Annotated in this window: 14 protein-coding genes; 7 read left to right on the forward strand and 7 right to left on the reverse strand. The window is 56.5% G+C overall.

All coding sequences use genetic code 11. The features are described from left to right. Position 1: 1 nt before the first annotated feature. The 3 genes from ppk1 to purM form a co-directional block, all read right to left on the reverse strand. Positions 2 to 2,062, reverse strand: a complete 2,061-nt coding sequence (ppk1, locus tag MMW58_RS08020; protein ID WP_132514267.1) for a polyphosphate kinase 1 — start codon at positions 2,060 to 2,062, stop codon at positions 2 to 4. A gap of 285 nt (positions 2,063 to 2,347) precedes the next feature. Then, complete coding sequence (purN, locus tag MMW58_RS08025; protein ID WP_041146691.1) at positions 2,348 to 2,989, reverse strand: phosphoribosylglycinamide formyltransferase; 642 nt, start codon at positions 2,987 to 2,989, stop codon at positions 2,348 to 2,350. Beyond that, positions 2,986 to 4,023 carry a phosphoribosylformylglycinamidine cyclo-ligase gene (purM, locus tag MMW58_RS08030; RefSeq protein ID WP_241723088.1) on the reverse strand — a complete coding sequence of 346 codons (1,038 nt, stop codon included), beginning with the start codon at positions 4,021 to 4,023 and terminating at the stop codon, positions 2,986 to 2,988. The genes purN and purM overlap by 4 nt, the downstream gene beginning before the upstream one ends. 107 nt (positions 4,024 to 4,130) lie before the next feature. Here purM and MMW58_RS08035 point away from each other — a divergent pair, with 107 nt between their 5' ends. The 6 genes from MMW58_RS08035 (at position 4,131) to MMW58_RS08060 (ending at position 9,621) form a co-directional block, all read left to right on the forward strand. Beyond that, positions 4,131 to 4,307 (forward strand): hypothetical protein, encoded by a 177-nt coding sequence (locus tag MMW58_RS08035; protein WP_241723089.1) that lies wholly within the window; start codon positions 4,131 to 4,133, stop codon positions 4,305 to 4,307. Continuing rightward, positions 4,288 to 5,181: a beta-glucoside kinase BglK gene (gene bglK / locus MMW58_RS08040; RefSeq protein ID WP_241723090.1), complete on the forward strand. Its 894-nt coding sequence runs from the start codon at positions 4,288 to 4,290 to the stop codon at positions 5,179 to 5,181. The genes MMW58_RS08035 and bglK overlap by 20 nt, the downstream gene beginning before the upstream one ends. 10 nt (positions 5,182 to 5,191) lie before the next feature. Next, a complete protein-coding gene (locus tag MMW58_RS08045; RefSeq protein ID WP_133601209.1) occupies positions 5,192 to 6,622 on the forward strand; it encodes a 6-phospho-beta-glucosidase in 1,431 nt (476 codons plus the stop codon). A gap of 182 nt (positions 6,623 to 6,804) precedes the next feature. Then, the gene (gene upp, locus MMW58_RS08050) at positions 6,805 to 7,431 is read left to right on the forward strand and encodes a uracil phosphoribosyltransferase (protein ID WP_041146687.1); all 627 of its coding nucleotides are present in this window, start codon (positions 6,805 to 6,807) and stop codon (positions 7,429 to 7,431) included. Positions 7,432 to 7,526: 95 nt separating this feature from the next. Next, positions 7,527 to 8,825 (forward strand): uracil permease, encoded by a 1,299-nt coding sequence (gene uraA, locus MMW58_RS08055; RefSeq protein ID WP_241723091.1) that lies wholly within the window; start codon positions 7,527 to 7,529, stop codon positions 8,823 to 8,825. A 94-nt stretch (positions 8,826 to 8,919) separates the two neighbouring features. Further along, complete coding sequence (locus tag MMW58_RS08060) at positions 8,920 to 9,621, forward strand: DnaA inactivator Hda (protein ID WP_217698328.1); 702 nt, start codon at positions 8,920 to 8,922, stop codon at positions 9,619 to 9,621. 44 nt (positions 9,622 to 9,665) lie between these two features. Here MMW58_RS08060 and arsC read toward each other — a convergent pair whose 3' ends face one another. Both arsC and bepA read right to left on the reverse strand, forming a co-directional pair. Then, complete coding sequence (arsC, locus tag MMW58_RS08065) at positions 9,666 to 10,025, reverse strand: arsenate reductase (glutaredoxin) (protein ID WP_041146684.1); 360 nt, start codon at positions 10,023 to 10,025, stop codon at positions 9,666 to 9,668. A gap of 9 nt (positions 10,026 to 10,034) precedes the next feature. Continuing rightward, positions 10,035 to 11,498 carry a beta-barrel assembly-enhancing protease gene (gene bepA, locus MMW58_RS08070; protein ID WP_133601211.1) on the reverse strand — a complete coding sequence of 488 codons (1,464 nt, stop codon included), beginning with the start codon at positions 11,496 to 11,498 and terminating at the stop codon, positions 10,035 to 10,037. 225 nt (positions 11,499 to 11,723) lie between these two features. Here bepA and MMW58_RS08075 point away from each other — a divergent pair, with 225 nt between their 5' ends. Continuing rightward, the gene (locus MMW58_RS08075) at positions 11,724 to 12,791 is read left to right on the forward strand and encodes an AI-2E family transporter (RefSeq protein ID WP_041146682.1); all 1,068 of its coding nucleotides are present in this window, start codon (positions 11,724 to 11,726) and stop codon (positions 12,789 to 12,791) included. A gap of 79 nt (positions 12,792 to 12,870) precedes the next feature. Here MMW58_RS08075 and bcp read toward each other — a convergent pair whose 3' ends face one another. Then, positions 12,871 to 13,341 (reverse strand): thioredoxin-dependent thiol peroxidase, encoded by a 471-nt coding sequence (gene bcp / locus MMW58_RS08080; protein ID WP_041146681.1) that lies wholly within the window; start codon positions 13,339 to 13,341, stop codon positions 12,871 to 12,873. Positions 13,342 to 13,344: 3 nt separating this feature from the next. Further along, the gene (locus MMW58_RS08085; RefSeq protein ID WP_045856254.1) at positions 13,345 to 13,914 is read right to left on the reverse strand and encodes a glycine cleavage system transcriptional repressor; all 570 of its coding nucleotides are present in this window, start codon (positions 13,912 to 13,914) and stop codon (positions 13,345 to 13,347) included. Positions 13,915 to 14,027 lie beyond the last annotated feature (113 nt).

Raw genomic sequence — 14,027 nt, forward strand, 5'->3', positions numbered from 1 at the left:
GTTAATCGGGCTGTTCGAGTGATTTGAGATAGTCATAGATCGCCATCTGAGCGCGAACTTTACGGCGGTTGCCGCGCGGCACGTAGCTATTACTCAGTTCTTTATCAAGATAGCGTGCTTTCACCGTGTCGTTGAACAAGATGTCAAAAATATCCAGCACCCGCTGTTTCAGGCGCGGGTCCAGCAGCGGCGCGGCGACTTCGATACGGTAGTCGATATTGCGCGTCATCCAGTCAGCGGAAGAGAGCCAGACCTGCTTATCACCGCCGTTTTCAAAGACATAGACGCGGTCGTGCTCAAGGAAGCGGTCGACGATGCTGGTAACGCGAATGTTGTCGCTAATCCCCTCAAGACCTGGGATCAGGGAGCACATGCCGCGGATTAGCAGGTTAACGGCAACGCCGGAGCTGGAGGCCGCGTAGAGGCGGTCAACCAGGCCCTTATCGACCAGGTTGTTCAGCTTAAGGGTGATCCCGGAAGGCTGGCCGTTCTGGGCGTTAGCAATTTCGCGATCGATCATCTCATACAGCAGGCGGCGCGAGTTCTGCGGCGAAACCAGCAGATAGTCAAAGCTAACCGGACGGTATGGGTTTTCGATAAAGTTGAACACGCGACGAACTTCATTGGTAATTCGCGCATCCGCGGTGATCAGGGAGTAGTCGGTATACAGGCGCGCGGTTTTTTCGTTGAAGTTACCGGTGCCGATATGGGCGTAGCGCACAACCTCGTCGCCCTCTTTACGCGAAATCAGGAACAGCTTGGCGTGGATCTTCAGCCCAGGGGCGGAGAAGATAACGTGCACGCCGGCCTCGGTCAGGCGCTTCGCCCAATGAATGTTGGCCTCTTCGTCAAAACGCGCCTGCAGCTCGACCACCACGGTGACTTTTTTACCGTTGTGGGCGGCGTGGATCATGGAGTCAATGATCCGCGAGTCTTTGGCGACGCGGTAAATATTGATTTTTATCGCCAGCACGCTGGGGTCGAAGGAGGCCTGGCGCAGCAGCTCCAGCACGTGCTCAAAGGTGTGGTACGGGTAGTAGAGCAGCACGTCGCGTTCGCGAATGGCGTCGAAACCGTTGCGGAACTTATCAAACCAGGTGTGGCGCAGGCGCGGCAGCGGCTTGTTGACCAGGTTGGCTTTGCCGACGTTCGGGAAGCCGATAAAGTCTTTAAAGTTGTGGTAACGGCCGCCCGGCAGCATCGAGTCATAGCGTGAAATCGAGAACATGGCCCGCAGCATTTCGACCATGGTGTCCGGCATATCGCGCTGATAAACAAAGCGCACCGGCTCGGCGGTGAGGCGCTGTTTCAGGCTGGAGGACATCAGCTCCATCAGGCTCGATTCCATCTCGTGCACCAGATCGTATTCGGCGTCACGGGTCATTTTCATCGAGTAGGCGTTCAGCGCATCGTAATCGAAGAAGCCTTTAAAGATATCATCCAGGCAGTAGCGCAGAATGTTATCGAGCAGGATCATTGGCTTGCGGCGGCGCGGGGCTTCCGGCGGCAGGTTAACAAAGCGCGGAACCTTATCTGACGGAATTTCCAGCAGGGCGTAGTTAATGGTGTCGCCGCGAATGATTTCCACCGCCAGATAGGTGTAATCATCCTTCAAAAACTGGATCAGGTCCGTTTCGCGGTTAATCAAAATAGGGGTGATATGCTGGCGCAGGTACTGCTTAAAGTAGTTGCGCAGCCAGGACTGCTGGTTGACCGACAGCTGGCGTTCGTTAATCAGGAAGATCTGATTGCGCGCCATCTCCAGCAGCAGCTCATTGTAGAGGCTGTCAAACTCCTGGTCGGCCTTCAGCACCCGGGCCTGGATTTTACCTAATAAGTGGCGAGAATGGGCGGTACTACCTTGCTCTTCACTGATGATGATGCGGCGCTTGAGTTCAGCGAAGCGCACTTTATAAAATTCATCGAGGTTGTTGGAGTAAATGCCCAAAAAACGCATGCGCTCAATCAGCGGGTTGCTCTTATCTGCCGCTTCCTGAAGTACGCGTTCATTAAAGGATAACCAGCTGAGTTCTTTCTCGATGTATAGCTTTTCCTGGCCCATTACAACTCACACTCCGGTTGATTGATGTTGCTTTTTCATTATGGCGAGCTTTGCCATTGAATGTCCAACTATGTCAAAGAAGTATGACAGTTTTCTTTCAACGCGCTGCGAAGAAAAGGCGGTCGCTTTCCTTTGCTCATTCTGTGTGCAAAAAACGCTGATTCTGATGCTTGCTGCCGTACGCCGGACGCAAAAAGACATCCGTCGCCCGGTCTTCTGGCGCAGCTAAGCGGTGGCCGCGGTGGCAAAAAAAACGCCTCTGACGGATGTGAGAGGCGCTATCTATTACTCTTCTGCCGCATATCCCTGCGGCGGCAGAGGCGCATCGTCAAGCCAGGCCTGACCGCCCTCCATGCGCAGACGACCGTCAACAAACCAGCTGACGACGAGCGGGTAAATGGCGTGTTCCTGAGCCTGCACGCGGGCGGTAACGTCATCTTCGCTATCGCCGGCGAAAACCGGAACTTTGGCCTGCAGAATAACCGGGCCGCCGTCTAGCTCATCGGTGACGAAATGCACCGAGGTTCCGTGCTCCTCATCGCCGTTTTCCAGTACCTGGCGATGGGTATGCAGCCCGGGATATTTAGGCAGCAGGGAAGGGTGGATATTCAGCAGCCGCCCCTGATAGTGGGCAACAAATGCCGGACTCAGAATGCGCATGTAGCCCGCAAGCACCACCACATCCGGCGCGTAGGCGTCGATCTCGTGCATCAGCTCGCGATCGAACGCTTCACGATTGGCGAACTGGCTGGCGGTGAGCGCATGGGTCGGAATACCGGCCTCACGCGCGCGTTCAAGGCCGAAAGCATCGGCCTTGTTGCTAAATACCGCTCGCAGGGTGCCGCCGATCTGTTTCCGCGCGCAGGCGTCAATCATTGCCTGCAGGTTACTGCCGCTACCGGAAATCAGCACCACGATGTTTTTCATTCAATGACCACACGCTGTTCGGAATCAGAGGCTTTGATATAGCCTATTTTCCACGCGTTTTCACCTTTTTCGTTCAGCAGAGCGATGGCGTTATCGACGGCTTCCGGCGGCAGCGCGATGACCATGCCGACGCCGCAGTTGAAGGTCCGATACATTTCGTGGCTGCTGACGTTGCCGGCAGTTTGCAGCCATTTGAAGACTTCCGGCCACTGCCAGGAGGATTCGTCGATCGCTGCCTGGGTGTTATCCGGCAGAACGCGCGGGATATTTTCCCAGAAGCCGCCGCCGGTCAGGTGAGCAATAGCGTGAACTTCAACGTTAGCGATCAGGTCCAGCACCGATTTGACGTAGATGCGGGTCGGCGCCAGCAGATGGTCGGCTAGTGACGCACCGTTCAGGTCGGTGGTCTGCGGGTCGACGCCGCTGACTTCAATAATTTTACGCACCAGCGAGTAGCCGTTGGAGTGCGGGCCGCTGGAGCCCAGTGCGATCAGCACGTCGCCGTCGGCAACTTTGCTGCCGTCGATAATTTCTGATTTTTCTACAACCCCGACGCAGAAGCCCGCGACGTCATAATCATCGCCATGGTACATGCCGGGCATTTCTGCCGTTTCGCCGCCAACCAGCGCGCAGCCTGACTGCAGGCAGCCTTCGGCGATCCCGCTGATGACGCTGGCCGCCGTGTCGACGTCCAGTTTGCCGGTCGCATAGTAGTCGAGGAAGAAGAGCGGCTCAGCGCCCTGAACCACAAGGTCGTTTACGCACATGGCCACCAGGTCGATACCGATAGTGTCGTGACGCTTGAGGTCCATTGCCAGACGCAGCTTGGTGCCGACGCCGTCAGTGCCGGAGACCAGTACCGGCTCGCGGTATTTCTGCGGCAATGCGCACAGTGCGCCGAATCCGCCCAGTCCACCCATCACTTCCGGGCGGCGGGTTTTCTTCACCACACCCTTAATACGGTCGACGAGCGCGTTGCCTGCATCAATATCTACGCCGGCATCTTTATAGCTGAGAGAGGTTTTATCGGTCACTGCGAAGTCTCCACACATTTGCGGTAGCAAGAAAAATCGGCGCAATTCTAACAGGGATAGCAAACGTTTGCGAGCCTGCTTTACAGTCGGCGTTAAACGGCGGTGAGATGGACAAATTTGATACTGTTCACGAAAATGAAACCGGGTACATTCTTGTGCTTGCCTCGGCGCGCCAGAATGATCATCATGCCACTGAAACCGGTTTCTCTTTTTATTTAAGCGAGCCGAACGACGGTATCAAGAGGATTCAGGAGGGGGGGAAGGATGGTAATTGCCGCATTTGATATTGGTGGCACGGCGCTAAAAATGGGCACGATGACCAGCACCGGCGAGCTGCTGGAGAAGGGAAAACAGCCTATTCGCGACAGCGACGGCGAGCAAATTTTGCAGGCCATGCTGGCGTGGATTGCCGCGCACCCGGAGTGTGAAGGGGTGGCGATCAGCGCGCCCGGCTACGTTAATCCGCACACCGGCTATATCGAAATGGGCGGTGCTATCCGCAGATTCGATAATTTTGCTATCAAAACCTGGCTTGAACAACGTACCCGACTTCCCGTCGCCATTGAAAACGACGCTAACTGCGTGCTGCTGGCCGAGCGCTGGCAGGGCAAAGCCGCCAATATAAGTGATTTTCTGGTTCTGACGATTGGCACCGGAATCGGCGGGGCTATCTTCTGTAATGACCGGCTGGTGCACGGCGCGAGCTTTCGCGCCGGCGAATTTGGCTATATGCAGACCCAGCGCCCGGGCACCCGCGACGTTCGTCGCTACTCAATGAATGAGAACTGTACCCTGCGCGTCTTGCGCCAGCGCTACGCCGCGCATTTCGGGAAAACGCTGGAAGAGGTGACCGGGGAAGAGATATTCGATCGTTACGACAGGGGCGATGCGACCTGTCATCGGCTGGTGGCCGAATTCTTTAACGGCCTTGGCACCGGCCTTTATAACCTCGTCAACGTGTTCGATCCGCAGACTATCCTCATCGGCGGCGGCATCGTGGAACGTCCGGGCTTTTTGCCGCTGCTGCGTGAACATCTGGCCTGGTTTGGCATTGCAGACTATATCGACACCGTTAGCCACGGCAACGACGCCGGGCTGATTGGCGCCGTTTACCATTTCAATCAGCAATACCGGTCGCCGACTGGCGATCGCTCATAAGGAAGAGAACATGTCTGGATTTAAAGAAGGTTTTCTGTGGGGCGGCGCGGTTGCGGCGCATCAGCTGGAAGGTGGTTGGCAGGAGGGCGGCAAGGGCGCGAGCGTTGCCGACGTGATGACCGCAGGCGCCCACGGCGTGGCGCGTGAAATTACCGACGGCGTGGTGGCGGGTAAAAATTACCCTAACCATGAGGCGATTGATTTTTATCATCGCTATAAAGATGACATTCAGCTGTTTGCGGAAATGGGCTTCAAATGCTTCCGTACCTCTATTGCCTGGACGCGTATTTTCCCGCTGGGCGACGAGCAGGAGCCGAATGAAGCCGGGCTGCAGTTCTATGACGATCTGTTCGACGAGTGCCTGAAGCACGGGATTGAGCCGGTTATTACGCTCTCCCACTTCGAGATGCCTTATCACCTCGTGCGCGAATACGGCGGCTGGCGTAACCGTAAGCTGATTGATTTCTTCGTGCGCTTTGCGCAGGTGGTGTTTAAGCGCTATCAGCATAAGGTGAAGTACTGGATGACCTTTAACGAGATCAACAACCAGGCAAACTTCCACGAAGACTTTGCGCCGTTCACCAACTCGGGGCTGAAGTTCCTGCCGGGTGAGGATCGCGAGCCGGTGATGTATCAGGCCGCGCACTACGAGCTGGTTGCCAGCGCCCTGGCGGTGAAAGCCGCGCGGGAGATTAACCCGGCGCTGCAGGTCGGCTGCATGATTGCGATGTGCCCCATTTACCCGCTCTCCTGCGCGCCTGACGATATGATGATGGCGATGAACGCCATGCACCGCCGCTACTGGTTCACCGACGTTCACGTGCGCGGTAAGTACCCTCAGCACCTGCTTAACTACTTCGAGCGCCGCGACTTTGCGCTGGATATCACCGACGAAGATCGCGTGGCGTTGAGCGAAGGCTGCGTCGACTATATTGGCTTCAGCTACTATATGTCGTTCGCCACCAAGGCCACCGAAGATAATCCGCAGCTGGATTATGATGAGACGAAAAGCCTGGTCTCCAACCCGTACGTGCAGAAATCGGACTGGGGCTGGCAGATTGACCCGGTTGGGCTGCGCTACTCCCTGAACTGGTTCTGGGATCATTACCAGCTGCCGCTGTTTATTGTTGAAAACGGCTTTGGCGCTATCGACGTGCGCGAAGCTGACGGCACGGTAGACGACCAGTACCGCATCGACTATCTCTCCGCCCATATCGCCGAAATGAAAAAAGCGGTGGTGGAAGACGGCGTTGACCTGATGGGCTATACCCCGTGGGGCTGTATCGACCTCGTCTCTGCCGGAACCGGCGAGATGAAAAAGCGTTACGGCTTTATCTACGTCGATAAAGACAACGAAGGGAACGGCACCCTGGCCCGCAGCCGCAAGAAATCTTTTGCATGGTATCAGCAGGTTATCGGCAGTAACGGCGAAACCCTCTAAACCGCCCGAAAGCCCCGTGAAACCCCGCCTGCGCGGGGTTTTTTTATTTTGATTTATACTGGCTCAGGCAGCGCAAAGCATTTTGGTTGATCCCGGTCAAACATATCGGCTATGGCGCAAATGGGAAAAAGCGGTATAATCCCGCGATTTTTTTTGTGGCTGCCCCTCAGAGGAGAAAGAGAATGAAGATTGTGGAAGTGAAACACCCACTCGTCAAACACAAGCTGGGCCTGATGCGCGAGCACGACATCAGCACCAAACGCTTCCGTGAACTCGCCTCAGAGGTTGGTAGCTTACTAACTTATGAAGCCACCGCCGACCTGGCGACCGAAAGGGTCACCATCGAAGGCTGGAATGGCCCGGTTGAAGTTGAGCAGATCAAAGGTAAGAAAATTACCGTCGTGCCTATTCTGCGCGCCGGCCTCGGCATGATGGAAGGCGTTCTGGAACACGTCCCGAGCGCGCGCATCAGCGTCGTTGGCATCTACCGTGATGAAGAAACCCTCGAGCCGGTACCTTACTTCCAGAAGCTGGTCTCCAATATCGACGAACGTATGGCGCTGGTGGTTGACCCGATGCTGGCAACCGGCGGTTCGATGATCGCCACTATCGACCTGCTGAAAAAAGCGGGCTGCTCAAGCATCAAGGTGCTGGTGCTGGTTGCCGCTCCGGAAGGGATTGCCGCGCTGGAGAAAGCGCACCCGGACGTCGAGATGTACACCGCGTCCATTGACCAGGGCCTCAACGAGCACGGATATATTATTCCCGGGCTCGGCGACGCCGGCGATAAGATTTTTGGTACCAAATAATTGCAGCATTAATAAGAAGCCGACTTTAAGAGTCGGCTTTTTTTTGAATAAAACACGCCAACAGCAACTAATAACGACACTCAGAGGAAAACACTATGACGCGCCGCGCAATCGGGGTGAGTGAAAGACCGCCGCTTTTACAGACAATCCCGCTAAGTTTGCAACATCTGTTCGCTATGTTTGGCGCAACGGTGTTGGTGCCAGTCCTGTTTCACATCAACCCGGCTACCGTTCTGCTGTTTAACGGTATCGGCACGCTGCTGTACCTGTTTATCTGTAAGGGCAAAATCCCGGCCTATCTGGGGTCGAGCTTTGCGTTTATCTCCCCGGTTTTGCTGCTGCTGCCGCTGGGCTATGAGGTCGCGCTGGGCGGCTTTATTATGTGCGGCGTGCTGTTCTGCATCGTCTCCTTTATTGTTAAAAAGGCCGGCACCGGCTGGCTGGACGTGATGTTCCCGCCGGCGGCCATGGGGGCTATCGTCGCGGTGATCGGCCTTGAGCTGGCCGGCGTCGCGGCGAATATGGCCGGCCTGCTGCCCGCTGACGGGCAGTCTCCCGATAGCAAAACCATTATTATCTCGATGGTGACGCTGGCGGTGACTGTCTTCGGTTCGGTGCTGTTCCGCGGTTTCATGGCCATCATCCCGATTCTTATCGGCGTGCTGGTGGGCTACGCGCTCTCCTTCGTGATGGGCGTTGTCGATACCACTCCCATCGCCGAGGCGCACTGGTTTGCGCTGCCGACCTTCTACACCCCGCGCTTTGAGTGGTTTGCGATTTTCACCATCCTGCCCGCCGCGCTGGTGGTGATTGCCGAACACGTCGGGCACCTGGTGGTGACGGCGAATATTGTTAAAAAGGATCTGATTCGCGATCCCGGCCTGCACCGCTCGATGTTTGCCAACGGCCTGTCGACGATGATCTCCGGCTTCTTTGGCTCGACGCCCAATACCACCTACGGTGAAAACATCGGCGTGATGGCGATTACCCGCGTCTACAGTACCTGGGTTATCGGCGGGGCGGCGATTATCGCCATTCTGCTCTCCTGCGTCGGCAAGCTGGCGGCGGCGATCCAGATCATTCCGCTGCCGGTAATGGGCGGCGTATCGCTGCTGCTGTACGGGGTGATCGGCGCATCGGGTATCCGCGTGCTGATTGAATCTAAGGTCGATTACAACAAGGCGCAGAACCTTATTCTGACCTCGGTGATTTTGATCATTGGCGTCAGCGGCGCGAAGGTGCACATCGGCGCGGCGGAGCTCAAAGGCATGGCGCTGGCCACGATCGTTGGCGTTGCCCTTAGCCTGATCTTCAAATTAATTAGCGTCCTGCGTCCGGAAGAGGTGGTTCTGGACGCGGCTGATGCGGCTGATGACGCCGAGGCAAAACGCTGATCCTCCTGCCGGGCGGCGATCCCGCCCGGTTCTCTCACGGCAGACTTCGTGATAAACTCTCCGCGTTTTTCTGTCAGTCTATGATGAGGTCCATCTGAACGCACCGGCACAGCTCTCCTTGCCACTGTACCTTCCTGACGATGAAACTTTTGCGAGTTTTTGGCCGGGTGGTAATCCTTCTCTTCTCGCTGCCTTACAGAACGTTCTGCGGCAGGAGCATAGCGGGTACATCTATATCTGGTCGCGTGAAGGCGCGGGGCGCAGTCACCTGCTACATGCCGCCTGTGCGGAGCTTTCCCAGCGCGGCGATGCGGTGGGCTACGTGCCGCTGGATAAGCGTACGTGGTTTGTTCCGGAAGTGCTGGAGGGGATGGAACAGCTTTCGCTGGTTTGTATCGATAATATCGAATGCGCGGCCGGCGACGAGCCGTGGGAGATGGCGATCTTCAACCTTTACAACCGCATCCTGGAGTCGGGTAAAACCCGCCTGCTGATCACCGGCGATAGCCCTCCGCGCCAGCTTAATCTTGGCCTCGCGGATTTGGCATCGCGCCTCGACTGGGGACAAATCTACAAGCTGCAGCCGTTGTCCGATGAAGACAAGCTGCAGGCGCTGCAGCTGCGCGCGCGGCTGCGCGGGTTTGAGATGCCGGAAGACGTCTGCCGCTTCCTGCTCAAGCGCCTCGATCGCGAAATGCGCTCGCTGTTTATGACGCTCGATCAGCTCGATCGCGCTTCTATTACCGCCCAACGCAAGCTGACCATTCCCTTCGTTAAAGAGATCCTCAAGCTCTAGCGAGCCGTTGGGATCGGCGCCATCATGACGATGGCGCATCCTGCTTAATTCACGATATCCAGCACCTGTTCCGGCGGTCGGCCGATCCGCGCCTCGCCGTGGCTGACGACGATAGGGCGTTCAATCAGCTTCGGGTTGTCGACCATCGCCTGAATCAGCGCATCTTCGCTGAGCTGAGGATCGGCAAGTTCCAGTGACTTATACAGATCTTCCTTCTGGCGCATCAGCTCGCGGGCGCTCACCATACCCAGCATTTTCAGCAGCTGGCGCAGCGTCGCCGCATCCGGCGGCGTCTCCAGATAGAGCACCACTTCAGGGTCGATACCGTTAGCCTTCAGCAGGCTCAGGGTGTCGCGGCTCTTGGAGCAGCGAGGGTTATGGTAGATTTTTACCGCGTCAGACATGGGGTCTCCTTACATTTTTTGATATGGGCGGAAGCGTTCCTGCAGCTGGCGCAGCTGATCGATGCGCGCATCGTAGCGGGCCTGCTGCAGGCTGCCCAACTTCACCTGTGAACTGGCGCTGCTGAGCAGCGAAATAGACTGTGCAAGCTGGCCGACCAGCGCCATACCTTCCGCACGGGCCGCCAGCTCCTGATCGCGATTGCCGAGGGCCGCTTCCGCCTGCGCCAGCAGGTCCCAGCCGTTGCCATCGTCTTTATTATTGAAGGTGTAGCGGTTAAGGATATTCGCCGCCTCTGCCGGCTGTCCGCCCTGCAGGTAAGCGTTGGCGAGGTTCAGCTGCAGTACCGGGTTGGTGCGGATTTCGCGGGCGTTTTTCAGGCGGTTAATCGCATCGGCCGTTTTCTTCTGGCCAAGGTCAATATCGGTTGCCAGATCGAGATACCAGGCATTTTGCGGATCGGCGCTCAGCAGGGGCTGCAGGGTTTTACGCGCCAGATCGTAGCTATTGCTGCCCATCGCCAGCAGGGCGCGACCGTACTGCGCGGCGTGCTGCTCGCGGATATTGCCTTTCGCCCATGCGTTCAGCAAATCGTCGCCGAGCTTGTTGTCTCCGTTGTTATACATTCCCAGCGTTCGCGCCTTGGCCATATAAAAATCGGCCGACGATTGCACCACCACCGGACGCATCTGATTCGCGCGGTTGCGGGCGTCGGACAGGCGGCTTTCCGGCAGCGGGTGGGTGAGCAGCATTTCCGGCGGCCGGGTGGAGTAGCGCGACTGGTCAAGCAGCTTGCTCATAAACGCCGGCATGGCCTGCGGATCGAACCCGGAGCGCTGTAGCACCTGAATCCCGATGCGGTCGGCCTCTTCTTCATTCTGGCGGGTAAAGCTGATTAATCCCTGCTGGGTGCCGGCCAGCGTGCCGGTGAGCGCGGCCATACCGGCCTGCGGGCTGGCCATCGCCAGCAGAATCGAGCCCAGCGCGCCGACCCAGGTCAGCGGGGCGTTGCGCTTTTGGTCTTCCATTGCGCGCGCGAGGTGGCGCTGGGTGACGTGCGAAATTTCGTGCGCCATGACCGACGCCAGCTCGCTCTCCGTATCCGAGTAGCGGAACAGGGCCGAGTGCAGCACGACGTTGCCGCCAAAGAAGGCGAAGGCGTTAATCTGGTCGTTGTTAATCAGGTAGAAGTGGAAGGGCGTTCGCACCGAGTTGGCGTGCGCAACCAGGCGCATACCTAATCCGTTAATGTACTGCACCAGCAGCGGGTCGTTGATCAGCGGAGCGCTGCCGCGGAGCTGGCGAACGTAGTAATCCCCCATCTGCATTTCCTGACCGATGGAAAGCGTGCTTCCTGCAGAGGTCCCCATATCCGGCAGGGTATCTGCGGAGTCAGCAAAAGCAGGTAAAATCGAACCCAGCGTCAGCGACGCTATCACGGTTGCCACCAGCGTTTTCTTTAACTGCCTGAACATAACCTCTGTCCTGTGTATGTGGGTGTGCCAGTTTGACCGGTAGGGCGGCGTAATGTTCCATTTCCGCGCGTCCTGCGAGTTTAGCTGTCGTTGACGCCGTTGAAAATATGATCTTGCTGCGGGAGGTCATGTTTGTGGTTTTGCTAATAAAAAGCGAAGTCTTTTTTGTGACATTTAGATACACTTCCTCGGGTTGTTGCGGTTTTGCGCTTCAGGGAAGGGTTTATGCTTGAGATGTTAATACAGTGGTACCGCCGTCGGTTCAGCGATCCGGAGGCGATAGCGCTGCTGGTTATTTTGCTGGCTGGGTTCGGCATTATGTTCTTTTTCAGCGGTCTGCTGGCGCCGCTGCTGGTGGCTATCGTGCTGGCCTATCTGCTGGAGTGGCCGACCGTCCGGCTTGAGCGCGTGGGGCTGTCTCGTACCTGGGCGACGTCGTTCGTTCTGATACTGTTTGTCGGTATTTTGCTGCTGATGGCCTTCGTGGTGATGCCCGTCGCCTGGCAGCAGGGTATCTATCTGATCCGCGATATGCCGGGCATGCTGAATAAGCTCTCCGATTTTGCCGCCACCGTGCCGCGCCGCTATCCGGCGCTGATGGACGCCGGGATCATCGACGCGATGGCGGACAATATGCGCAACCGCATGCTGACCGTCGGCGATTCGGTGGTGAAGTACTCCCTGGCCTCGCTGGTGGGCCTGTTGACGCTGGCGGTCTATCTGGTGCTGGTGCCGCTGATGGTTTTCTTCCTCCTGAAAGATAAAGAGCAGATGCTCAACGCCGTACGCCGCGTGCTGCCGCGTAACCGCGGGCTGGCAGGGCAGGTGTGGAAGGAGATGAATCAGCAAATCACCAACTACATTCGCGGTAAGGTGCTGGAGATGATCGTCGTCGGCGTAGCGACGTGGATCGGCTTTATCCTCTTCGGGCTCAACTATTCGCTGCTGCTGGCGGTGCTGGTCGGCTTCTCGGTGCTGATCCCCTACATTGGCGCCTTTGTGGTCACCATTCCGGTGGTGGGCGTGGCGCTGTTTCAGTTCGGCGCGGGCACCGAGTTCTGGAGCCTGTTTGCGGTATACCTCATTATTCAAGGGCTGGACGGTAACCTGCTGGTGCCGGTGCTGTTCTCGGAAGCGGTTAACCTGCATCCGCTGGTGATTATTCTGTCGGTGGTTATCTTTGGCGGGCTGTGGGGATTCTGGGGCGTATTCTTTGCTATCCCGCTGGCGACGTTAATCAAGGCGGTGGTGCACGCCTGGCCGGACGGACTGGTGGTTGAAGAGGATAAATAGCGCGACGGCTTGACGAACCAGGGGCTAAAACGGACGCCGGGGCGGTGAAATGCTCCGGCGTCCTGCGTTCGATAAAACGTTAGCCGTTTTCTTTCAGCCAGTTCAGCACCACGTCGTGGTGATTGCTGGTTTTGAAGTTATCAAACACGTGTTCAACTTTGCCATCTGTATCAATCAGGAAACTAATACGGTGAATACCGTCGTAGGTTTTCCCCATAAACGATTTTTCGCCCCAGATACCAAACTGCTCGCAGACCTGATGGTTTTCATCAGACAGCAGCGTGAAGTTCAGCAGCTCTTTTTCGGCGAAACGGGAGAGTTTTTCTGGTTTATCCGTACTGATGCCCAGTACCTCAACGCCCGCTTTTTTTAAGTCATCCATATTATCGCGCAGGCCGCAGGCCTGGACGGTACAACCCGGGGTCATGGCTTTCGGGTAAAAATAAACCAGAACACGCTGTCCCTGGAAGTCGGTCAAATTTACTTCCTCGCCGTCCTGGTCTGGTAAGCTAAATTTCGGTGCAATATCACCGGCTTTCAGTGGATTCATTACTCAAACTCCATCCTGTTCATCATGCTGTGAATAATTAACGATGTTAATACTGCCTTGTGCATTGAGTTCTGTACATAGGGCTTTGAACGCTTGTTCGATATTTGATGCATTTTGCGTAGCGGGACTGTGCGCCGTTATCTGGATGAACAGTTGGGCTGAATCGTCATCACTGCCGATCTGGGTACGAGAAACCAGCTCGGCGATATTCATATTCCACGCGTCAAACAGGGCGGTGAAGCGCTCGATAATATGCGGCGAGTCCGGTACCTCAACCTGGACCCAGACCGTATTTGGCATGGCCTGAGGCGGGCGAGCGGTCGTCCGTTTCATCACGATCAGCAGATCCAGCTCGGCACCTTTCAGCGGTAGAGTCGATTCAATCAGGTTAATCGCGTTCCACGTACCAGAAAGCAGCATGATAAACGTAAATTCGTCACCGAGCATGGCCAGCCGGCTGTCTTCGATATTACAGCCGCAGCTGCTGACGTGGCGGGTGATCGTATTCACGATGCCGGGACGGTCAGCGCCCAAAGCGGTAATAACCAGATAGTGTTGTAATGAGGCGGTCAAACCTGTTCTTCCTTTAAAAAGGTGAGGTAACATTAGGAAAGCATAAAAAAAACCGGCATACAACATCCCTGAAGGCATCGGGTCTCTTGCTTTTATTACGGCACCAAACGTAA

It is taken from the genome of Klebsiella sp. HC6, from assembly GCF_022605325.1.
Taxonomy (GTDB): Bacteria; Pseudomonadota; Gammaproteobacteria; order Enterobacterales; family Enterobacteriaceae; genus Klebsiella; species Klebsiella terrigena.

Coding starts and splice junctions, on each gene's coding strand:
- bepA (WP_133601211.1), bottom strand. CDS start 11,498: ATGTTCAGGCAGTTAAAGAAAACGCTGGTGGCAACCGTGATAGCGTCG.
- ppk1 (WP_132514267.1), bottom strand. CDS start 2,062: ATGGGCCAGGAAAAGCTATACATCGAGAAAGAACTCAGCTGGTTATCC.
- bcp (WP_041146681.1), bottom strand. CDS start 13,341: ATGAATCCACTGAAAGCCGGTGATATTGCACCGAAATTTAGCTTACCA.
- MMW58_RS08035 (WP_241723089.1), top strand. CDS start 4,131: ATGGACAAATTTGATACTGTTCACGAAAATGAAACCGGGTACATTCTT.
- purN (WP_041146691.1), bottom strand. CDS start 2,989: ATGAAAAACATCGTGGTGCTGATTTCCGGTAGCGGCAGTAACCTGCAG.
- arsC (WP_041146684.1), bottom strand. CDS start 10,025: ATGTCTGACGCGGTAAAAATCTACCATAACCCTCGCTGCTCCAAGAGC.
- uraA (WP_241723091.1), top strand. CDS start 7,527: ATGACGCGCCGCGCAATCGGGGTGAGTGAAAGACCGCCGCTTTTACAG.
- MMW58_RS08045 (WP_133601209.1), top strand. CDS start 5,192: ATGTCTGGATTTAAAGAAGGTTTTCTGTGGGGCGGCGCGGTTGCGGCG.
- bglK (WP_241723090.1), top strand. CDS start 4,288: ATGGTAATTGCCGCATTTGATATTGGTGGCACGGCGCTAAAAATGGGC.
- MMW58_RS08075 (WP_041146682.1), top strand. CDS start 11,724: ATGCTTGAGATGTTAATACAGTGGTACCGCCGTCGGTTCAGCGATCCG.
- upp (WP_041146687.1), top strand. CDS start 6,805: ATGAAGATTGTGGAAGTGAAACACCCACTCGTCAAACACAAGCTGGGC.